Source organism: Pectobacterium zantedeschiae (genome assembly GCF_004137795.1).
Taxonomy (GTDB): domain Bacteria; phylum Pseudomonadota; class Gammaproteobacteria; order Enterobacterales; family Enterobacteriaceae; genus Pectobacterium; species Pectobacterium zantedeschiae.
Genome location: NZ_NWTM01000002.1, coordinates 499063 through 521185, shown reverse-complemented (window position 1 = coordinate 521185; position 22123 = coordinate 499063). Strand labels below are relative to the sequence as shown.

The 22123-nt window shown below is 52.2% G+C and carries 19 protein-coding genes; 9 read left to right on the top strand and 10 right to left on the bottom strand.

What is annotated here, in order from left to right; all coding sequences use genetic code 11:
- Nucleotides 1-203: 203 nt before the first annotated feature.
- Entirely contained in the window at nucleotides 204-1790 is a 1587-nt protein-coding gene (locus CLR69_RS16960) for a methyl-accepting chemotaxis protein (RefSeq protein WP_129712104.1), read from the bottom strand.
- A gap of 248 nt (nucleotides 1791-2038) precedes the next feature.
- Between CLR69_RS16960 and ppa the strand changes: the two genes are divergently transcribed.
- Nucleotides 2039-2569, top strand: coding sequence for an inorganic diphosphatase (gene ppa / locus CLR69_RS16955; RefSeq protein WP_048262061.1), 531 nt, complete (start codon nucleotides 2039-2041; stop codon nucleotides 2567-2569).
- Between the two features lie 93 nt (nucleotides 2570-2662).
- Here ppa and CLR69_RS16950 read toward each other — a convergent pair whose 3' ends face one another.
- The 3 genes from CLR69_RS16950 to tamA are packed head-to-tail and all read right to left on the bottom strand — an operon-like array spanning nucleotide 2663 to nucleotide 8765.
- Nucleotides 2663-3013, bottom strand: coding sequence for a gamma-glutamylcyclotransferase family protein (locus CLR69_RS16950; RefSeq protein ID WP_129706447.1), 351 nt, complete (start codon nucleotides 3011-3013; stop codon nucleotides 2663-2665).
- Nucleotides 3014-3015: 2 nt separating this feature from the next.
- A complete protein-coding gene (tamB, locus tag CLR69_RS16945) occupies nucleotides 3016-7053 on the bottom strand; it encodes an autotransporter assembly complex protein TamB (protein WP_129712105.1) in 4038 nt (1345 codons plus the stop codon).
- Nucleotides 7050-8765: an autotransporter assembly complex protein TamA gene (gene tamA, locus CLR69_RS16940; protein WP_129712106.1), complete on the bottom strand. Its 1716-nt coding sequence runs from the start codon at nucleotides 8763-8765 to the stop codon at nucleotides 7050-7052. The genes tamB and tamA overlap by 4 nt, the downstream gene beginning before the upstream one ends.
- Nucleotides 8766-9238: 473 nt before the next feature.
- On the opposite strand from tamA, the gene msrA reads away from it, so the two are divergent.
- Both msrA and paeA read left to right on the top strand, forming a co-directional pair.
- On the top strand, nucleotides 9239-9877 hold the full coding sequence (gene msrA, locus CLR69_RS16935; protein WP_129712383.1) for a peptide-methionine (S)-S-oxide reductase MsrA: 639 nt from the start codon (nucleotides 9239-9241) through the stop codon (nucleotides 9875-9877).
- 171 nt (nucleotides 9878-10048) lie between these two features.
- Complete coding sequence (gene paeA, locus CLR69_RS16930; RefSeq protein WP_129706452.1) at nucleotides 10049-11374, top strand: polyamine export protein PaeA; 1326 nt, start codon at nucleotides 10049-10051, stop codon at nucleotides 11372-11374.
- Nucleotides 11375-11419: 45 nt separating this feature from the next.
- Here paeA and CLR69_RS16925 read toward each other — a convergent pair whose 3' ends face one another.
- Nucleotides 11420-11626 carry a DUF1107 domain-containing protein gene (locus CLR69_RS16925; protein ID WP_005974755.1) on the bottom strand — a complete coding sequence of 69 codons (207 nt, stop codon included), beginning with the start codon at nucleotides 11624-11626 and terminating at the stop codon, nucleotides 11420-11422.
- 348 nt (nucleotides 11627-11974) lie between these two features.
- On the opposite strand from CLR69_RS16925, the gene CLR69_RS16920 reads away from it, so the two are divergent.
- Nucleotides 11975-12553, top strand: coding sequence for a YtfJ family protein (locus tag CLR69_RS16920; protein WP_129712107.1), 579 nt, complete (start codon nucleotides 11975-11977; stop codon nucleotides 12551-12553).
- A gap of 19 nt (nucleotides 12554-12572) precedes the next feature.
- On the opposite strand, the gene cysQ is transcribed toward CLR69_RS16920, so the two are convergent.
- On the bottom strand, nucleotides 12573-13313 hold the full coding sequence (gene cysQ, locus CLR69_RS16915; RefSeq protein ID WP_129712108.1) for a 3'(2'),5'-bisphosphate nucleotidase CysQ: 741 nt from the start codon (nucleotides 13311-13313) through the stop codon (nucleotides 12573-12575).
- Between the two features lie 204 nt (nucleotides 13314-13517).
- Here cysQ and CLR69_RS16910 point away from each other — a divergent pair, with 204 nt between their 5' ends.
- Complete coding sequence (locus CLR69_RS16910; protein WP_129712109.1) at nucleotides 13518-15470, top strand: bifunctional 2',3'-cyclic-nucleotide 2'-phosphodiesterase/3'-nucleotidase; 1953 nt, start codon at nucleotides 13518-13520, stop codon at nucleotides 15468-15470.
- 58 nt (nucleotides 15471-15528) lie between these two features.
- Here the strand turns inward: CLR69_RS16910 and CLR69_RS16905 are convergent, their stop codons facing one another.
- Nucleotides 15529-15912: a winged helix-turn-helix transcriptional regulator gene (locus CLR69_RS16905; protein ID WP_129712110.1), complete on the bottom strand. Its 384-nt coding sequence runs from the start codon at nucleotides 15910-15912 to the stop codon at nucleotides 15529-15531.
- A gap of 258 nt (nucleotides 15913-16170) precedes the next feature.
- Between CLR69_RS16905 and CLR69_RS16900 the strand changes: the two genes are divergently transcribed.
- On the top strand, nucleotides 16171-16725 hold the full coding sequence (locus CLR69_RS16900) for a flavodoxin family protein (protein WP_129706462.1): 555 nt from the start codon (nucleotides 16171-16173) through the stop codon (nucleotides 16723-16725).
- Nucleotides 16726-16783: 58 nt separating this feature from the next.
- On the opposite strand, the gene CLR69_RS16895 is transcribed toward CLR69_RS16900, so the two are convergent.
- On the bottom strand, nucleotides 16784-17206 hold the full coding sequence (locus CLR69_RS16895; protein WP_129712111.1) for a DUF2502 domain-containing protein: 423 nt from the start codon (nucleotides 17204-17206) through the stop codon (nucleotides 16784-16786).
- Between the two features lie 299 nt (nucleotides 17207-17505).
- Between CLR69_RS16895 and ipdC the strand changes: the two genes are divergently transcribed.
- On the top strand, nucleotides 17506-19173 hold the full coding sequence (ipdC, locus tag CLR69_RS16890) for an indolepyruvate decarboxylase (RefSeq protein ID WP_129712112.1): 1668 nt from the start codon (nucleotides 17506-17508) through the stop codon (nucleotides 19171-19173).
- Nucleotides 19174-19275: 102 nt separating this feature from the next.
- Entirely contained in the window at nucleotides 19276-19941 is a 666-nt protein-coding gene (gene ytfE, locus CLR69_RS16885; protein ID WP_129712113.1) for an iron-sulfur cluster repair protein YtfE, read from the top strand.
- An 89-nt stretch (nucleotides 19942-20030) separates the two neighbouring features.
- Here ytfE and fklB read toward each other — a convergent pair whose 3' ends face one another.
- The gene (gene fklB / locus CLR69_RS16880; protein WP_129706470.1) at nucleotides 20031-20651 is read right to left on the bottom strand and encodes a BamJ family beta-barrel-assembly machinery protein; all 621 of its coding nucleotides are present in this window, start codon (nucleotides 20649-20651) and stop codon (nucleotides 20031-20033) included.
- Nucleotides 20652-21022: 371 nt separating this feature from the next.
- On the opposite strand from fklB, the gene CLR69_RS16875 reads away from it, so the two are divergent.
- Nucleotides 21023-21736, top strand: a complete 714-nt coding sequence (locus tag CLR69_RS16875; RefSeq protein ID WP_129712114.1) for a LysM-like peptidoglycan-binding domain-containing protein — start codon at nucleotides 21023-21025, stop codon at nucleotides 21734-21736.
- Here the strand turns inward: CLR69_RS16875 and CLR69_RS16870 are convergent.
- Nucleotides 21733-22095 (bottom strand): DUF488 domain-containing protein, encoded by a 363-nt coding sequence (locus tag CLR69_RS16870; protein ID WP_129712115.1) that lies wholly within the window; start codon nucleotides 22093-22095, stop codon nucleotides 21733-21735. The genes CLR69_RS16875 and CLR69_RS16870 overlap by 4 nt on opposite strands.
- Nucleotides 22096-22123 lie beyond the last annotated feature (28 nt).

The following is a 22123-nucleotide window of genomic DNA, read 5'->3' as shown; positions in this document are numbered from 1 at the left end:
CAGCGCTAGCGCTGGCCCGAAGGGTGGACCCCATTTATGAGGTCCATTAATCCCCAGGAGCTTACATCAGTAAGTGACTGGGGTGAGCGAGGACAAATTGGTTTAACCAATTTGAACGCCGTTTACGGCGGCCCTTCAGGGCGAGGCTCAGAGATGAGCCGAGTATTGCCAACGCACATGCAGCTTGAAGTATGACGGGGATATTAGAATCGGCCGATGGCGGCAAACTCCTGCGACTGCACTTTAAACTGTGCCATGCTTTCTGCTAACAGACGCGCCTGATCCTCTAATGAGCGCGTAGCCGCTGCGGATTCTTCGACCAAAGATGCATTTTGCTGTGCAACCTCATCCATCTGCGATACCGCCAGATTCACCTGCCCAATGCCATTACTCTGCTCACGCGTTGCCGTTGAAATCTCACGCATTAGCGATGTCACACGTGCCACCGCGTCAGAAACGTCATTCATCGTTTCGCCCGCCATTTTTGCCATAACGGTGCCCTCACTGACGCGGCTCTGGGATTCTTCCATCAGCGTTTTTATCTCTTTCGCCGATTGCGCGCTGCGCTGCGCCAGGTTACGGACTTCACCCGCCACGACAGCAAAGCCACGCCCCTGCTCACCTGCCCGCGCAGCTTCAACCGCCGCATTCAGCGCCAGGATATTGGTCTGGAACGCGATGCCGTCAATCACTGCCAGAATATCGCCAATACGTGCGGAGCTACTGGAGATCATTTGCATCTTCTCGATCATGTTCCCCACAGTTTCGCTGCCTTTAGTGGCAATATCAGACACATTTTGCGCCAGCGTATGAGCTTGCTCCGCACTCTCAGCATTTAGCGTTACCGTGGCGGTCAACTGTTCCATACTGGCTGCGGTTTCTTCCAGCGATGATGCCGACTCTTCCGTACGAGCAGCCAGATGGGTATTACCGGAAGAAAGCTCGCGCGTACCAACATCAATCTGCATACCCGCATCGCGGACGCGGCCAACGGCGGTTGCCAACGAATGCTGCATTGCCTTCATCGCCTGAATCAGGCGGCCAATTTCATTATCGCCACCATCGGCAATACGCTGGGTTAGATCGCCACGGGCAATAAACTCCAACTGGACGACGGTTTCTTCAAGCGGAGACAAAATGGAACGCTTCAGTGCAATCCAGGCAGCCAATACCAGCAGCAGAACGAATACACAGGCAATACCGATGATCACCAGACGATCAAACGCAAAACTTTCTGCGTCTGTGAGCATGTTTTCCCCAACTTCCAGCCCAAAGTCGCGGAACTCATTCGCTACCTTATCCATCTTAACGCTAAGCGGTGGTAGCACGTCCTGCAATAACACGTAATAAGCAGCCACATCACCACGTTTCAGCGCATCGACCATGGGCTGAACGCCAAGGCTCATATACTGCTCGTAATTGCTTTTAACCTCTGCCGCCATTTTGGCGCCGCGTTCCGTTACGGTGCCATAGGAAAGAAAACGCGTCATTTCTTTGTGGGAAAGCGCCGTATAGGCTTCCGCTCGTGCTACCGACGCATTTGCAAGATCGGTGAGGCCATTTTCCATCTGACGAGCCGCCAAGGCAGCCCCTGTTCTTGCACGCAGCGAGGCGGTATAGCTCCCAGCCAGCGCGGTGACTTCTTTGCCTTGAATCTTGTCGATTGTCGTAAGCGAAGTAATTCCCTGATTGATTGAAGTGATGCCAATTCCGCAAACCAGCAACAAGAGCAGTACCATCGTTCCTAACAAAGCAATCAAGCTCGTCTTGATTGTGATGTTTCTTAACATTTTTGTTTCCCTGAAATTACAACTAATAAGTAAATGCGGAGAAATGCTCCACATAACGTGATCTCGATCATGCTTCTATCGGTAGCAAGCCTGCTTTCTTTAAAGAAACTTTAGTAACGAAAGTATTTTTACTTAAACGACCCACGCTAACCTGTGGCGCCTCAGTACGCTAAAAGTCAGGGACATTAAACGCTTTTTGGCTATAATGACGGCCACGCTATTTCAGGTTTTAAGAGAAGGAAACTGACATGAGTCTGAACGATGTTCCGGCAGGTAAAGATCTGCCAGAAGATATCTATGTAGTGATTGAAATTCCCGCGAATGCCGATCCAATCAAATATGAAATTGATAAAGATACTGGTGCACTGTTTGTAGACCGTTTCATGTCTACGGCCATGTTCTACCCATGCAACTACGGCTACATCAACCACACGCTGTCTCTGGATGGCGACCCGGTTGACGTCCTGGTACCGACCCCGTATCCGTTGCAGCCAGGCTCAGTGATCCGCTGCCGTCCTGTTGGCGTGCTGAAAATGAGCGACGAAGCAGGCGAAGATGCCAAGCTGGTTGCCGTTCCGCACAGCAAGCTAACCAAAGAATACGATCACATTAAAGACGTTAACGACCTGCCTGAACTGCTGCGTGCACAGATCGGCCACTTCTTTGAACACTACAAAGATTTGGAAAAAGGCAAGTGGGTGAAAGTTGAAGGTTGGGATAACGCGGCAGCGGCAAAAGCTGAAATCGTTGCTTCCTTCGAGCGCGCGAAAAACAAATAAGCGCGACGCGATCAACTATTCCGCACGATCAAAAACACCGCTTTACGCGGTGTTTTTATTTATGGAGATAATGACTTGATTGGCGGCTTGACCTCAAGCCTCTTCTTCATTGCGCTTCAGCCAATCGCCGCTGGCGATACGCATCAGCCCATCAACAGAGTGTTTGTACAGATAGATCCAGGCATTGCCCAGAGGAGTGGGAATCAGCTCACGCTGGTATTCGTGACCGTCACGTTTTAACGCATCCAGTTCCGTCAGAATCGACGAACTAATGCGATAGACCTCACAATGGATTTCTCCATCGCCGGGGACGACTGCCGGATAATGGCCGAGATTGTACAGCTCGAAACCGGCGAGCTGACAATCCCCTAACCATTGCGCATTTGTCATCCAATGACTATTTCCCTGTTTGCGTCGTAAACTGCCGTAAACAATAATTCGCATCGCTAGAACTCAAACTGATAGAGCACATCTAATGCCTGGCTAATTCCAGACACCGCTTCCAAGTATAGCTTTGGCATCAGGCGGTAACGCAGCGTTAACGTTGCCAAAGAATCGAATATGCCAACACCATATTTCACTTGCAGACCCGGAAGGACGTAGCCGCTGACGACAACCTGAGAATTATCGCCAACACCCTGTGTATCCAGAGCTAAATTACTTACGCCAAAGGCCTCGCCGATTTTACCCACAACTTGACCACTTTGTGCAACCCCTAAACCTACTAACATTGAGGTCATCGCCGAGCTATCTGCTCCACCACTGTCCAAACCCTGCCCGCGCAACAGGTAAGAGAGCGCTTCTTGTTGCGACATCGTCGGATCGGAGAAGACTTCCAGTTTCGGCGTGGCAGCCATGCCGGTGACGCGCACCCCAGCAGTGACATCATCAGCGGTGTTGTCTGGGTTACGAACGGCTTCGATATTCAGGATTGGCTGATCGGGTGGACCAGAGAACAAAATCAGTCCCTTACGAACGATCAGATCCTGCCCATAGGCTTTAAAGCGGCCGGACGGAATATCGATCTGACCGTTTAGCCCCAGCCCACGCTCGTCCTGAACCATTTTCAGATCGCCCTGTAGACGAGCAGCCAACCCGAACGCATCCAGCCGAACATCATTACCAACGCGGATCGTGAGATTGCTGTTAATCGGAATTGCAGCGCTGGCTTTCTTCAGCGGCTGACGCTGGGCATCGAGCATCACTTCATCCGACGACACCGCCACCGCGCTTTCCGGCATGTCTTTGACGACAATTCGCGCCCACGGAATACTGACCGAGCCGTTTAACGCGAACAGTTGCGGCGTGGCTTCGAAAACAATATCCGGTGAAACATCCAATCGAGCCATCGGTGGAATCGTCACCCGCAGCTTCTGACCTTTCGCGGCAATTCGCGCACGCCAGGCATCAGGCCGCGACCAGTCAGCGTTCCCACCGAGGTTCAGCTGTCCATTGTCCGTTTTCAGGAAACCTTGCAGCGTTGAGGACATCCCGCTGAAATTCACCGCCAGTCGCCCGTTGGTCAGGTCAATCGGCATCCAGTTGCCATCAATATCCAACCGTTCCAGCACCATTTGACCGAATAGCTGAGGGCGGGCGATATCTCCCGCCAGACGCAGGTTCGCATTCAGTATCCCTGCGGCTTTTTCTCCTTTACTCAACGCAGGGTTGAGCAACGCAAGCGAAATATTGTTGATCGTGACGCTGCCACCAAGATTGCGCCGACCTTGTGGATCGGTCACCTGAATATCACCGCTGAAGCGCCCGTTTTCCCGAATCGCCATCAGCCAGCCGAGCTGCGCCCGCCCGCGATCGAGCCCGGCATTCAGCGTAAAGGTGTCGAAATCAATCGGTAGCGTATTGCCCTGCATCTGTTGGCGAACGCTTATGCCGTTGCCCACCAGCGATACTTTCGCCTGCGGTAAGCCTTGTCCCGCCTGCCAACTGATATCGGCGCCGCCCGTGAACGTCCCGGCCAGCACGGTATCTTCCGTCAGGAACGGTTTCAACATGGCAAGATCGAAGCGGTTCAGTCGAATACTGGCCTGTCCGCTCGGCCCCGCTTCAATCGCTTTTGGTACACAAAGTTCTGCGTTCGGGTTACGCCAGCAATGCGTTCCAATCGTGATCTTCTGTTGCGTATTCTGGTAATCCAACGCCATATCCTGCGTCAGACGCCATTCCCCTACTGGGGTATCGAAGCGGGTATTATTCAGCGTGCCGCGCCAGCGCTGCTCCTGACGATCGAAGCTACCAGAAAGCGCTAATTGCCCTGCTACCGGCTCACCCTGCATGTTCAGCCGGAGCTGGTGCTGTTTCTCATTGCCGCTGGCATCCAGCGTTAACAGCCTAATATTCAGGCCGTCTTGCTTCAGTTCTTCAAGACGCACCGCGAGTTTGCCCTGAATCTGCTGCTCAGAGCGTACATCGCCTTCCACCCTCACCCGGCTAATCGTGATAGCCTGCCAGCGCAACCCGGAAGCCGTGATATCCGCCAACATCTGCGGTTCACGCAGATTGCCACGTAGCTTGAGTGTGCCGATGGCACGCCCCGCCAGACCGGGCAACATGCCATCCAACGACGGCGCATTGATGTCCGCATCCAACTGCCACTTGTCGCTCAGATCGCCTTTAACATTCAGCTGGTTACGACCTAACGCCACATTCAGCCCTGGTATTATCCATTGACCCGCCGCGTTACCGCGTAGTTCACCTCTGGCCGTGAGCTTGTTCGCTTTCACGTTACCGTCCAGACGCAGTTCAGGCACCTGCAATTGCCAGCTACCGCCATAGACGCTACCGCGTGTCGTAATTTTTCCGTCGATTTTAGCGGGCCATTCGGGCCACTGTTTCGCGGTGTTAATCCCGTTCAGCAGTAGCTCACTGCGCCAGCTTATTGCTTTACTCCAGTCGATAAGCGCACTCAGATCGGCGTTGCCCTGCAACGCAGCCAGCCGCAGGCGGCCCAGCGTAAACTGCTGATCATTACCTTTACCATCCAGCAGCAGCGTCGCGGGAGGAATGTCCATGCCGCTGAGATCGCCGCGCAGCGACAGTGCGTAGTCGGTCACTTTGCCATTAAAACGCAGCCTGACGTTGCTGGCCTGATACTGTGTTGCCCCCGTCAGCGGCCAACGCACACGTTCGGTTTGCAGCGTCAATGCCAGCGGTAGCCCAACTTCCGCCAGTTTGGTTTGCAGATCCAACTGCGCACGCTGCGGCCCCGAGAGATTCAGCGCCACATTCAGCTGTTCGCGCAGGCCGCCGTCGACCGATAGTTTCAGCTTTTCACCCTTGAGGGGATCGACGTTCAACACACCGTTCGCCGTCAGTGAAACCGGCCAGTTATCACTGAGCATCGCCTCACCGCGCACATTCAATCCGCCCTGCGGCGATTGCACGATCAGCTTGTCCAGACGCAAATGCTGCTGTTGAGTCGACGCCTGCACGAACAGGTTATTAATCAAAATATCTTGATCGCCTGTTAGCCGCAGCTGTTCACCATGAATCTCCACGATGTTCAGATCCAGCGGCAGCGTGAACTGCGGTAAATCTGGCAACAGCGGTTTGGAAAACAATTCGCTCAGGCGTTCACCCAGAGGCTGTTCAGGCTCTGCTGGCTTGTCAGATGCGCTATCCGCTTTTGGCGTCGATGCTGTCGGTATCGGAGCCGTCGTCGTGGCTGCTGCGACCGTATTATTTGCCTCTAGCACTTTATCGATTTGAAGCGTTTGCGAAGAGCCTTGCTCGGCCGCCTCGCGTACATTCGCCGCCGTTTCTTTGATGACGGATGCCATTTCAGCCGCCGTCACTTTGCCGTCTTCCAGTACGTCGACAGGCGTTTTCGGCAAAGCTACCAGCAGCGCGCTAATTTTGGTCGGCAATAGCGTCAGCGCACGTCCTTCCCACTGCATTCCCGTACGGAATTCGCCCAGAGAAATCGCCGTGTCATCAACGGTAACCTGAACGCTGTTGAGCACCAACTGACGCAGAGAAATCGGGAAAGGTGCTGAGATTTCCGTGACAGGCTCTGAGGGCGCTGGTGGCTCAGCCGCCGCTGGCAAGGCTTTGGTATCCACAACGACATCAACGCGATTCGCCGAGAGATCATTGATGCATAACTGGCTTTTGCGCAGGCACCCCAGCGCGAGCGACAGATGGAATTCATCACTTTTTACCGTCACGCCCGGCATTTCGTAGCTGACATTTTTCAGCGTTAGATCACGCCAGCCACCACTCACGCTGGCAATGTTGAGCCCTGGCACCACACGTGCAGCGGTATTCAGCAACAGATGCAGGCCCGGCGTGGTTCCCACCAGCAGACCCACGCCAACAATGAGCAGCAATAAGAAAGTGACGATCCCAATACCTATCTTTTTCCACCAGCGCCCTTTCCGCGCTGGCGTTGTCGGCATGCTATTCTGCGTGACGTTTTCCTCTGTCACCGAATCCTGTGCTTTTTTTTCGTTTTTATCATCCATCATAATTCAGGCCCCAGTGCGATATAGAACTGAACATCGTTCTTCTTCTCTGCATCGCCGATCGGCATGGCAACATCGAGTTTCACCGGGCCAATCGGCGAGGCCCAGCGCACGCCGACGCCCGTACCGGTCTTGAAGTTACTCCGTTTGATATCATTCACTGCTTCACCTGAATCAACAAAAACCGCGCCCCACCATTTTCCCGTCACGTTATATTGGTATTCGAGCGAGCCGGTCGCCAGCTTGGACGCACCGGTCAATTTGTCGTCGCTGTCGCGCGGCGAAATAGATTTGTATTTATATCCACGAATGCTGCGATCGCCACCGGCGAAGAAACGCAGTGAGGGCGGGACGCGAGAGAAGTTATTGGTTTCGATCCAGCCCAAATTGCCGCGCGCGACAAAGCGGTGTTTATCCGCCAGCGTGCGAATCCAGACGTTCTGCGCCTGAATGACGGCAAAATCGATATCCGATCCCCACGCGGTGTCGGAAATGTCGATAGAATAACGCTGCGTATCGCCCCATACCGGCATCAGTCCGCCGCGTTGGCGGGTTCGGTTAATGCTGACGCCCGGATAGATCAGCATCGTCGTATCCGTTACGCTTGCCTGCGTAAAGTGGTCGAGACTCCAGCGCAGGTTAATCGCCCGTTGCCAGCCGCTGGAAAGATCCCAGTAGCGGGCGACGTTTAGCGTCGTACCATCGGATTTGGTATCGTTGAGATCTTCGCGCTTAAAGCCACCTTGCAACAGGTAATACTGCTCAAGCGGATTCTTCAACAGGGGAATTTTGTAGCTAAAATCGAGCGATTGTTCCGGCGCAGACACACTCAGGCTGCTTTCCAGACTGTGGCCCCGTGAATTCACCCAAGGCTTATTCCAGGTGGTTTTAAAACGTGGGCCAACATCCGTGGCATAACCCACCCCGCTTTCGATGCGGTTGCGGGTTCGCGGCGTCACCACCGCCTCCAGAGGCAGAACTTTGGTGCTTTTTGACTGTTCAAAATCGGGTGACACGACGACGGAATTAAACCACCCCGTCGCGGAAAGACGGCGGTTTAGCTCGCCGAGATCCTCACTGGTATAAGCATCGCCTTCATGAAATGGCACCAGATTTTGCAGATAGTCATCGCGGATTTGTGAGCCCTGAAAATGAACAGCACCGAAGCGATAACGTTCCCCGCTATCAAAATCGATATCCCAAAATGCCTCTCTCTCTTCCCGCATCACACCGAGCTGGCTTTGCTGGAAGAGTGCATCGAAATAGCCTTTTCGTAATGACAAGCCATTCAACCCGCTTTTAAAACGATCATAATCACTATGGTTCAAGACGGAACCAATTTCAGGACGATCGTCTTTAACCAGTTGTTGATAGTCTTTATCGTCGTGCGCACCGCCACGCAGGGTAATGTTCACCCCAGCAATTTTTACCGGTTCCCCGGGCGTAACCGTGGCAATTAAAACCGGTCGCCCACCATTAACGGCAGGCCGGAATTCAAAACCAATCTGGGGATCGTAATAGCCTAACGCCCGCAACCCCTGACGAATCGCTTCATCAACGCGCGAACGAAAACGCCCATCGGCATTAACCTCATCGCCAGCAATGGTGGATAAACGAGCTCGCACATTCTTTTGTAGCTGCCCTTCCAACCCCATGACTTGCAGACGTACATTCGCCGCCTGACTCTCCGGTGCTAACATGAGCAGCGCACACATCAGGCCAAGAATCCGGTATCGTGGTTTACCGCAGCCAGCAAGGGTGTTTTTTTGTCCTGCTATGCCTTGCCCGGTAACGCTTTTTTTTCCAATGAGACTGTTCTTTGAAGTGAAACGTCTTTTTGCAATGAAAATAGTCACTGAGCTCCCTGATAAATCTGTCTGTCACCTAAAACCTATAGCATGGCTTTTATCACTTCGCCCGCCGCGTTGACGGCCACTGCTGTACGCTTACCTGACAATCCGCCACGTAGCGCCAAAATCACCTATTAACTTTGCATGATATGAGTGAAAAATACTAATTTTCTATCTTAAAAATAGATATTCACCTGCAAACATCAATGTGCTGCATTAAAGAGGAACATTACCTTAACATTAAACACGATTAAGATATAAAGACAGCCCAAGGGTTCTTGGTTATGCTTTCCATGAAAACGGGTTATTTACCCAGTCTAGCTGGAGTTAACAACGTGATGAATTCGATTGATAAGACGCAACGGATTACGCAATCCGATGCTTTACCGGGGCGTTCCACCCCTATGCCGGTGGCCAGACTGCATGTCGTTCATGAACATTCCATGACGCATGTGCCGGACCACATGTCTGTCGCTATTTTTGCAATGGGCTGCTTCTGGGGTGCAGAACGTTTGTTCTGGCAACAGCCAGGCATCTACAGCACGGCAGCGGGTTATATCGGTGGCTACACGCCCAATCCTACCTACCGTGAAGTATGCAGCGGGCAAACCGACCACGCCGAAGCCGTGCGTGTCGTTTTCGATCCTGCGGTTATCAGCTACGATCAGTTGCTGCAATTATTCTGGGAAAATCACGACCCCGCACAAGGGATGCGTCAGGGCGGTGATATCGGCAGCCAGTATCGTTCTGCTATCTACACGCTTACGCCCGAGCAGGAACAGGCCGCACAGGAAAGCCTTCAACGCTTTCAGCAGGCGATGAGAGAAAACGGCGATGGCCGCGCTATCAGCACAGAAATCGAGCCTGCTGGCCCGTTCTATTATGCAGAAGATGATCACCAGCAATACCTGCACAAGAATCCGAACGGCTACTGTGGGTTAGGCGGTATCGGCGTCTGTCTCCCTCCCCAGCGTTGACCACTGGCGGTAATTTCACCGCTCCTGCTATAATGCCCCCGAACCGGGCCAATCCTCGCCCGGTTTTGACCTTCAATAATGATCATAATGTGTTCACTGTTATGTGTTCACCTTTGTGAGGATCGCTGCGTCAATCTCGGCTCATGCGAAAACTTACCTAAAGTAAAAACTATGTTAAACAGTCTATTACTGATTCTTTGTCTTATTGCCATCAGTGCGTTTTTCTCACTGTCTGAGATCTCGCTGGCGGCGTCCCGTAAAATTAAACTCAAACTGATGGCCGATGAGGGAAACCTCAACGCCGATCTGGTGCTCAAGTTTCAAGAAACACCAGGCATCTTCTTTACCGTGATTCAAATTGGCGTCAACGCCGTCGCCATTCTGGCTGGTATCATCGGCGATGCAGCCTTTTCCCCTACCTTTTCCATGCTGTTTGAGCGCTTCATGTCACCTGAAGCGGCAGATAAAGTCAGCTTCATCTGTTCATTCGTCCTTGTCACCAGCTTGTTCATCCTGTTTGGCGATCTCACCCCGAAACGCATTGGTATGATTGCGCCGGAAACCGTAGCGGTCCGCATAATCAACCCCATGCGCTTCTGCCTGTTCCTCTTCCGTCCGCTGGTTTGGATATTTAACGGCCTGGCTAACGTCATTTTCCGCATGCTTAAGCTACCGATGGTGCGTAAGGATGACATCACGTCCGATGATATTTACGCCGTCGTGGAAGCCGGAGCGCTGGCTGGCGTACTGCGTAAACAGGAACACGAACTGATCGAGAACGTGTTTGAGCTGGAATCCCGCACAGTACCCTCTTCAATGACCTCACGCGAAAGTGTGGTCTACTTCGATCTGCGTGAGCAGGAAGACAGCATTAAGGAAAAAATTGCCCAACAGCCGCATTCCAAGTTTCTGGTTTGCGATGGCACAATTGATCAGATCGTCGGCTACGTGGACTCCAAAGACCTGCTGATTCGGGTGTTAGGAAACCAAAGCCTGACGCTGAGCAGTGGCGTGCAGATTCGTCCGGCGCTGATCGTACCGGATACGCTGACACTGTCCGAAGCATTGGAAAGTTTCAAAACGGCGGGCGAAGATTTCGCGGTCATTCTGAACGAATACGCGCTGATCGTCGGCATCATCACCCTCAATGATGTAATGACCACGCTGATGGGCGATCTCGTCGGTCAGGGTATGGAAGAGCAGATTGTCGCACGTGATGAGAATTCATGGCTGGTTGAAGGCGGTACGCCAATAGAAGACGTGATGCGGGCGCTGAATATCGATGATTTCCCACACTCTGGCAACTACGAAACCATTGGTGGATTCATGATGTATACGCTACGGAAAATCCCGAAACGTACCGATGCGGTGCGCTTCTCAGGCTATAAATTTGAAGTTGTGGATATCGACAGCTACAAGATCGATCAGCTGTTGGTGACACGTTTGGAAGATCGTCCGATTATCGCGTCAAGCGCGAAGGTTGATAGCACAGACTAATCGCTACAAACCAGAACGGCCCGCTACGGGCCGTTTCTTTATCACTTATCCCATCTCGGCCTGAAGCCGGATGACCTGGCGATTTACTTCTGACATCACCAGAAGATGCTGCTTATCCTGTTTCTTTGGCAGTAGAATTTTGCCGTAGTCGAACTCAAAAGCACCAACCCCTTTTATGTACAGCCGCCCGCGAAACAGGGTTTTCACATATTTAGCGACTTTCAAAGGATTGTAACGTTCGAAGATCCTCATCGTTTTACTCTCCCGTTTTATTTTTCTACGCTCTCCCTTTTGCCAACATGGCTGAGGTTCTGGAGCGCTAATGAGATAACGGATACTGCTAATTAGTACTGTAAAACGGTATTTAGTTCCCCACTATTCAGTATTCTTAACTGCTTTTACAGATTTTTACAGAACAGTGTTTAAGTAAACCTTTAGTCATCAGTATAAACCTTCAAAAATAAGGGTTTTGTGCACTCAGGCACAAACCGTTTTATTGCGGAGCAGGACAGACCAGTTTCCTGAATCTACGCTTATTCCATAGCCTGACATTTTCCATCATTGACATCGCATCGGGCCCCCCACACTGAAGGACATATCATGATAAAAATACGCCACCTGCTCCTCACGCTCGCTATCACACCATTGCTGGGGCTAATTTCGCTCTCCGCCTCAGCCCATACGCTGCAGCTCAACCAATTGGTTCCACCGGTGGGTGTCGCGGACAGAGGGGAGCTTCAGTACCTTAATAATCAGTTTAGTTATAAAAACTGGAACAGCGCGCAATTGCCCGGAAAAGTACGGGTGATACAACACATCGCAGGCCGAACCTCCGCAAAAGAGATGAACGATCCCCTCATCTCCGCACTGAAGGCCGCTAACCTACCGCATGATTATTACCAAACGACGACAATCGTGAATACCGACGATGCCATCATCGGCACCAGCATGTTTGTGCGCAGTAGCCTTGAGGACAACAAGAAAGCCTTTCCGTGGTCGCAATTTATTGTCGATAGCAACGGTAACGTGCGCAAAACCTGGCAGCTACAGCCGCAAAGCTCGGCTATCGCGGTGCTGGATAAACAAGGGAAAATCCGTTTCGTGAAAGATGGTGCATTGAGCGGACAAGACGTGCAGCAGGTAATGTCCCTGCTGCATCAATTGCTGGAAGAAAAATAGGACGAAAACGCTTAGTAAATTAAAATAAAGAGACGCGAAAACCGGGGTTGAGGAAGGATTCTCGTGGCGTATAAGACAGAGGCTGCCCCTGCCAGTCGTGGATCTGTGCCCCGGCGGCTACCGCCACCGCATGGCCCGCGGCCGTATCCCAAATGTTAGTTGGCCCGAAGCGTGGGTAAAGCTGCGCTTCGCCTTCTGCCACCAGACAAAATTTTAGCGATGATCCAATAGCCACCGTCTGGTGCTCACCCAACTGGCTCAGATAATCTTTCAGTTCACTATCAGCATGAGAGCGGCTGACCACCACCAGCGGCGGATGCGCCTGCTTCACCGTAATATGCCGACGCTGGCCGTTCTCTTCTTTCCAGGCTTTTCCTTCCGCAGCGAAATACATCACGCCAGTGACCGGCACATAAACCACGCCCAGCACAGCCTGACCCTTCTCAATCAGCGCAATATTCACCGTAAACTCGCCATTACGGTTCAGAAACTCTTTAGTGCCATCCAACGGATCAACCAGCCAATAGCGCTGCCAGTGCCGACGAACGCCCCACTCCGGCGGATCTTCTTCTGACAACAAAGGAATATCAGGAAACGCCGCCGCCAGCCCATCTTTAATGACCTGATGAGCCGCAAGATCGGCTGCGGTCACTGGCGAATCATCTTTCTTATGCGCGACATCTACGGGATGCTGCCCGTCGTAAACCTGCATAATGGCAGCACCCGCATCACGGGCCAGTTGGCAAATAGGTTCTAGCATAATCTACCTCGTCGTTATCGGTTGCGCGTAACGCAGACTTCATCTCTGTCATTCATTATACATCTGTGAGGCAATCTACGATTATCGCCATTATTGATGTCTTCCTCAGAATTTAGAGACGATAATCACTTTAACTTCATCATGATATGAAAGACACCCCCGATCGTCTCACGCGTCGACAATCACCGCACAAGGAGTTATGCAATGAAGCATTCACTGGCCCTCAGCCTGCTTGCTACGCTGGTCGCCACGACCGTTCATGCCGCCACCGTTGATTTACGGGTATTGGAAACCACCGATCTGCACAGCAATATGATGGATTTCGATTACTACAAGGATACGCCAACCGATAAATTTGGTCTGGTGCGTACCGCCAGCCTGATTCACGCCGCACGCGACCAGGCCACCAACAGCGTGCTGGTCGATAACGGCGACCTGATTCAGGGCAGTCCGTTAGGCGACTACATGGCGGCGAAGGGACTGAAGGCTGGCGATGTACATCCGGTTTATCAGGCGATGAATACGCTGGACTATTCCGTCGGCAACATCGGTAACCACGAGTTCAACTATGGGCTGGATTACCTCCACAAGGCGCTGTCAGGGGCAAAATTCCCTTATGTGAACGCCAACGTGCTGGATGCCAAAACGGGTAAACCGCTGTTTACGCCTTACCACATTGAAAACAAATCGGTTAAAGACCGCGATGGTAAACAGCATACCCTGCGTATCGGCTATATTGGCTTCGTCCCACCGCAGATCATGGTGTGGGATAAAGCCAATCTGACAGGAAAAGTCACCGTGGAAGACATCACGGCGAGTGCCAAAAAATGGGTACCGGAAATGCGTAAGCAAGGCGCCGATCTGGTGATTGTTATCCCCCACTCCGGCCTGTCCGCCGAGCCGTATAAAGCCATGGCGGAAAACTCCGTTTATTACCTCAGCCAAATTCCTGGGGTTGATGCAATCATGTTCGGCCATGCTCACGCGGTTTTCCCCAGCAGTGACTTTGCCAGCATCAAAGGCGCGGATATCAAACAGGGAACACTCAACGGCGTGCCTGCCGTAATGCCGGGACAATGGGGCGACCACCTTGGCGTCGTCGATTTCACGCTGAATAACGACAGCGGCACATGGAAGGTGGAAACTGCAAAAGCGGAAGCCAGACCGATTTATGACAAAGCGCAGAAAAAATCACTGGCTGCCGAAGACGACAAGCTGGTGAAAGTCCTTTCCGATGCGCATAAAGACACGCGCGAGTTCGTCAGCAAACCCATCGGCAAATCCGCAGACAACATGTACAGCTATCTGTCGCTGATCCAGGACGATCCGACCGTGCAGATCGTCAACAATGCGCAGCGCGCCTATGTAGAGCACTTTATTCAGGGCGATCCCGATCTGGCAGATCTGCCAGTGCTCTCCGCCGCTGCACCGTTTAAAGCCGGTGGACGTAAAAACGATCCAGCCAGCTATGTCGAAGTGGAAAAAGGCCAGCTCACCTTCCGTAACGCCGCCGATTTGTACCTCTACCCGAATACGCTGGTGGTAGTGAAAGTCAACGGACAGCAGGTACAGGAGTGGCTGGAGTGCTCTGCGGGTCAGTTTAAACAAATTGATACGAGCAAGCGTGAACCGCAATCCCTGCTTAACTGGGACGGCTTCCGCACGTATAACTTCGACGTGATCGATGGCGTCAATTATCAGATTGATGTGACGCAACCTGCCCGCTATGACAGCGAGTGTGCGTTAATCAACGATAAATCTCACCGTATCAAAGCGCTGACGTTTAACGGCAAACCGATCGATCCCAAAGCAACCTTCCTGATCGCTACGAATAACTACCGCGCCTACGGCGAGAAATTTGCTGGTACGGGTGAGAAGTATGTGGCTTTTGCATCACCGGATGAAAACCGCTCTGTGCTGGCGGCTTACATCAGTGCGGAAACGCAAAAGTCGGGAGAAGTGAAGCCGCAGGCGGATAACAACTGGCGTCTGGCGCCTATCGTCAGCGATACACCGCTGGATATCCGTTTTGAAACATCACCGTCAGAGAAAGCCACCGCGTTTATCAAAGAGAAAGCGCAGTACCCGATGATATCCGTCGGTAATGATGAGACGGGCTTTGCGGTTTACCGCCTCGACCTGCAACACGCTAAATAAGCGCTTAACGCCTATTGCGCGCAGGCTCCTGCTTCGGTGGGAGCCTGAACCGCTGCGTCTATAACGGTTCAACCGTGCTATTTGCTGACGCATCAAACTTTTGCTGGGAAAGCAGCACGTTATCCATATTCTGTTCCGCCCAGTACGTAAGCTCGGCAATCGGCTTGGCCAACGTTTTCCCCATTTGGGTCGAGGCGTATTCCACCGTCACCGGAATCGTCGGAAAGACCGTTCGTTCAACAAAACCGTCGCGCACCAGATTCTTCAGCGTTTGCGACAATACCTTTTGTGAGATCCCTTCCACGTCGCGTTTTAACTGATTAAAACGCATCGGCCGCTCAACCAGAATGTTTAGAATCAGTAACGTCCATTTATCCGCCACGCGATCCAAAATCATGCGAGTCGGGCAATGCTGCGCATAAACATCATAGCGTTTGTTCATCGTTGAGTTTCCATGTGTACCCTAAATAATTCGAGTTGCGTGAAGGCGCTCAACGCACAAGTAGCTTGAAGTATGACGGGTAAGGTTACCTTAAAGATACCAACTCACTTAAAAGTGCTGTCTTAACAGAAGCATGAGGCTCCGATATAGTCATCATACTATAAAGTTAGTATCTATTAGAAAGCACGTATCATTCGCAAGGCACCATTACAGGTCGCCTGCGTGTCATTGATAAACAGAGAAAAACGAGGATTTTTTATGTCAAAGGCAGTCGTTATTTATCATTCAGGTTATGGACATACGCAACGTTTGGCTACTGCCGTCGCCGAGGGTGCCAATGCCGAACTCATCGCCATTGATGCAGAAGGGAATATCAGCGACGCCGAGTGGGAGAAACTCAACGCTGCCGATGCCATCATTTTCGGTACGCCAACCTACATGGGCGGCCCAACCTGGCAGTTCAAGAAATTTGCAGATGCCAGCTCTAAAGCCTGGTTCTCCCGCACCTGGAGCAACAAAGTGTTTGGCGGTTTTACTAACAGCGCCAGCCTGAACGGAGACAAGCAGGTCACGCTGATTTATCTGCAAACATTGGCTTCACAGCACGGTGGGATTTGGGTGAGCCTGAACCAGTTGCCGTCCAACGCCAAAGCGGCGAAACGTGACGATCTGAATAACCTTGGTGGCTCAGTAGGTCTGCTGGCGCAGACGCCTTCCGACGCTAGCGTAGATGAAGTCGTCGCTGGCGATCTGGCGACCGGTAAACTGTATGGTCAGCGCATCGCGGATATCGCCGCGAAACTGGCAAACTAGTTAAGAATCCGTATTAGATGCACAAGCGCCGCTCTTTTGCGGCGCTTTTTTTATCTGGCTAATCGCGGAACGCACCTCGCCCATTGCGATTGTCCCAATTTCTTCGCTCATGTTCACGCCTGTCCCAATCGCCGCGACGCGGACCGCGTTCATCAACATAGCGTGGCGGATCAAAACGACGATTGTCGTAATCACGTCTGTCGCGCTGGCTCTCACGCCACCAGCGGGCATCGCGCCAGCGCCAGCCATCCCAGTAGTATCCGTGCCGATTACGTTCACCACGATTGTAACCCCGGTGTTCCTGCCACCAGCGCTCACTGCGCCAGTCGTAGCCATCCCAGTAATTACCGCGTCTGTCACGCTCGCCGATATTCAACGTAACGCCAGGCATCAGATCGATGCTGGCACCCTTCGCCTCTGGCGCTGGCATAACCGCAAACATCCCTACAAACAGGGCACTGATGACGAGTGGCTTAAACATAGGGTAACTCCTTGCTCACCGCGACTGCGGCCTGGCAAAGATATACGGGGAATTCCTCTGTGCCACTATCAGATAAATACGCATTTTCCTGATTTTACCGTTCTTAACGTTTTGCTAACGCTACTCCATGCTATTCATCAGCGCCCTATTAATTCATTAATAAATTTAATGCAAAAGATCCTAAAAAAGACGAATAAATGCAGATTTATTGATTATCCATAGATAATAAATATTAGAAAAACTCACCTTATCGCCAATACTTACTCTCAGAATATCCGTCATTCATAGAGGAAAGAGTAATGAGCGAAAACTATACGGTGGGCGATTATTTATTAGATCGTCTAACACAGGTCGGTATTCAGCATCTCTTCGGCGTACCGGGCGATTACAACCTGCATTTTCTCGATCATGTCATCAGAAACCCAGATATTACGTGGGTAGGCTGCGCGAACGAGTTAAACGCGGCTTACGCCGCAGATGGCTATGCGAGATGTCGCCCGGCTGCGGCGTTGCTCACCACCTTCGGCGTGGGTGAACTCAGCGCGATTAACGGCATTGCGGGCAGCTACGCGGAATGCCTACCCGTCATTCACATTGCCGCTGCGCCCTGTCTCGCTTCGCAGCGTAATGGCGAATTACTCCATCACACATTGGGCGACGGTGACTTTAGCCACTTTTCCCGCATGGCGGCAGAAGTCACTGTTGCCCAAGCCAGCCTCACCGTCGAAAACGCAACCGCAGAGATCGACAGAGTGATTGGTGAAGCCCTCGCTCAGCAAAAACCGGTATACCTGTTTCTGCCAGTGGATGTGGCGGCATCGCCTGTCGGCTCACGCCCCTATCCGCTCGTTATTCCTGCGCCATTACGCTCTGATGATTCGCTACGCGCCTTTACTACCGCAGCCACTGATATGCTGAGCAAGGCAAAATCAGTCTCATTGCTGGCTGACTTTCTGGCTCAGCGCATGGGCGTCGCAGGGCAAATCCAACGTTGGCTCGATAATACGCCGATCCCCAACGCCACCTTGCTGATGGGAAAAGGTACGCTAAACGAACAGCACCGCAGCTTTACCGGCACCTACTCTGGTGGCGGCAGTGACAAAGCGATCAGAGCGCACATCGAAGATGCGGATGTCATCATCAGCATCGGTGTTCGCTATACTGATACGATTACCACTGGCTTCAGCCATCAAATTGCCAGTGAAAAAAATATCGATATCCAGCCAACATTGGCTCGCGTCGGTAGCCAGATCTTCCCCTCCGTTCCGATGTCAGACGCTATTGCCGCGCTGGAAAATATCACCGCAACACTCGCGTCCCGTTGGGATCACCGCACGATTACGCCTCCAGCCTTACCGCAGTCAGAGCATAAAGACACTCTCAACCAGCGTGAATTTTGGCAACAGATGCAGCGTTTCCTCCGCTCTGACGATATTCTCGTGACCGATCAGGGCACCTCGTGTTTTGGGGCCGCCACGCTCCGGTTACCAGCAGGTTGTCATTTCATCGTCCAACCGCTGTGGGGCTCGATAGGCTACTCTCTGCCAGCCGCATTCGGTGCACAGATTGCCAAACCAGAAAGGCGCGTAGTGCTGTTGATCGGCGATGGCTCACTTCAGCTCACCGTACAGGAACTCGGCTCGATCATTCGAGATCGCTTGAATATGGTCATTGTGGTGCTGAATAACGAAGGCTACACCGTCGAGCGCGCTATACACGGCCCTGAACAGCGCTACAACGATATCGCCGCCTGGAACTGGACGCAGCTTCCCGCCGCGCTAGGTGCGGATGAAAACGAGATACTCTGCGAACAGGTGTGTTCACCCGTCGCACTTGCGCAGATACTCGAGCAAGTGAACGCGGAATCTCGTTTGTCGCTCATTGAGGTGGTATTGCCCAAAATGGATATTCCAGCGCTCTTACACACCATCACGCAGTCGCTTGAGACCCGAAATACCGTGCAGTAGCACGGTATACTTTATACCGCCTACCTCGTAAGCGGTATATTCAACGTCAAAAGATGCATTTAAAATGCAATTTATAAACTGCATTCGTTGAGAGGCATCATCATGGCATACCGCGATCAATCCCTGGGTGAGTTGGCTATCGCTATTCCGCGCGCGACTAAACTCTTTCGTGAACTCAATCTGGATTTCTGCTGTGGCGGAAAACAAACGCTAAGCCGCGCTGCGGGCAAAAAAGAGCTTAATGTCGATGAGTTGGAAGCACAGTTAGAAAAACTGGCTTCACAGCCTTCTGATGCACGAGACTGGCGCGAAGCACCGCTGGCCGACATTATCGCGTACATCATCCCTCGCTTTCACGATCGCCACCGTGAACAATTGCCGGAGCTGATCCTGATGGCAAAAAAAGTCGAGCGCGTACATCACGACAAAGCAGACTGTCCGCACGGCCTCGCGAACCAGCTGACCACGATCTATAACGAGCTATCCCAGCATATGATGAAAGAAGAGCGCATCCTCTTCCCAATGATCGGTCAGGGAATGGGCGCGAATGCCGCCGCACCGATTTCAGTGATGGAGCATGAGCATGATGACGCCGGGCGTGATGTGGAAGTAGTCAAAGAGCTGACCAACGGCGTCGTACCGCCGGAAGGCGCTTGCAACACCTGGCGCGCGCTGTACTCCGGTATCAATGAATTCATTACCGATCTGATGGAACACATCCATCTGGAAAATAATCTGCTGTTCCCACGCGCGCTGCGCGGTGAGTAATGTCGTTTCAATAAAAATAAGAAAGTCAGTAAAGCCATTCAGTAAAAACAACAAAGGCGCTCAGTGAGCGCCTTTGTTTTGTCTGGAACTTACAGAATTTCCAGCAGTTCCACTTCAAAAATCAGTGCGCTGAACGGTGGAATAGAAGCACCTGCGCCACGCTCACCATACGCCAGATTATGTGGAATATAGAGTTCCCATTTGGAACCGACTGGCATCAGCGTCAACGCTTCAATCCAGCCTGGAATCACTCCGCTTACCGGGAATTCAGCAGGTTGACCGCGCTGAACGGAGCTGTCGAACACGCTACCGTCAGTCAGGCGACCCGTGTAATGTACACGAACACGATCCTGACGAGACGGGATCGAACCTTCACCCTGAGTCAACACACGGAATTGCAGACCAGATTCCGTGCTGTTCACACCTTCTTTCTGTGCGTTCTCAGCCAGGAACTGTTGGCCTTCTACCGCCAGCACCTGTTGGCGATCGCGACGAACCGCATCAGCACGTTCATGGACTTCACGTAGCGCACGATGAACCACATCCACAGGCACCGCTGGCGCATTACCTTCCAGCGCATCGCGTAGACCAGCAAGCAGAGCTTCTGGGATCAGACCTTCAAGCCCTGATTCCTGTAACTGTTGACCAACCTGTAAGCCGATGCCGTAACTTGCCTGCGCTTCGACGCTATCAAAAGAAGGAGTTGTCATGGATGTTCCTTTTAATCTGTAAAAAACTGAAAGCGCAGCATAACAGCGACAGGGATTGGGGTAAAATCCTGTGTGCAGGTAATCACGTTAACTGAACGCGAGCTAAACCATTGCCGGAAGCTGGCCTATACTGGTGATTCTACTATTCCTAACGTATCGGCTGCCTTGTTCATCAACGTGTTAACTAGTCAGCTAAGGGAAATTATCGGTATACTGGACGCATTCTTACCCCGATACGGTTTTTCTGCTGACACCGCATTGCTGTTGGCATAGCGTGGTTGTTGGCATAGCGTGGGTAATAACATCATTTTTATCTGATGCGTTTTTTATACTGACTGTTTTTATACTGAATTGTAGTAAGAGAGGTCACCATGGGCAGAATTGCGCCCAGGAAGCGGAAAACCACCTGGGATTATCAAACGCTAGTACGCTTCTACCAGCGAATTATGCAGCGACAGCCCTCGAATGCTGTAGCGGTAGAAAACGACGAAGAGCGCGAAGAGCAGGAGCATTTGTCTTCCCCTTCCCTGCGTGAGCGTATTGGTGTCTCGCTGCGAAAAGTCTGGCATTTACCTGACGGCTACCACTGGATGGAACCGCTGCCGCTTCTCCATCGTCGCTGGATTTTAATCGCGATCGCGCTGCTGCTGATCGTGCTGCTCTGGCCTTACAGTGCACAACATCCGCAACCTGCTCGCACCACGCCAGTTCCTCTTACCCAGGCGGATAATCAGGCTGCGATGCAGGCCGTAATTATCGAAAACCAGCCTTCAACACTCCAGCATCAGCCTGTCGCGCCACCGCCTCAGACGCAGTCATCAGCTCCATGGCGACAGTATGAGATCGCCTCGGGGCAAACGCTGGCACAACTCTTTCGCGATAACAATCTGCCCGTCAGCGATGTGTTTGCTATGGCACAGGTGGAAGGCCGGGATAAGCCGCTCAGCAATTTGCGGGCAGGTCAGGAAGTCAAATTACAGTTGAATGCACAAGGCATGGTTGCCGAGTTGGAAATCGAAACCACGGCAAACCAGACGATTCGGTTCACCCGCGGTGCAGATGGCGCGTTTACCCGTACACGCTAGCGAGTCAGTTGCTCCAATAGGAAATCGCGCAGAACGATAGCATGGTTGTGCTGCGCGTCTTTGCTGCCATAAAGCAGCATGATTGCTTTCTTCTGCTCAAGCAATGCCCGTAGCCTACTGCTCGCATCACCTTCTGCTAACTCATTACGATAATAGTTCACGAATTCTGGCCAGCGTTCAGGCTCGGCGTGAAACCATTTCCGCAGTTCGCTACTCGGCGCGATCTCTTTAAACCACTCAACCCCCTCCAGACGCGCTTTACTGATACCACGCGGCCACAGACGGTCAATAAGAAAGGTGGGGTGGGAAAAAGGGGCTTGCGCGTCATACACGCGAGTAAGGTGAATCAAGTCAGGCATAGGGCCTCCTTTTTAGCATCTCCTTTTA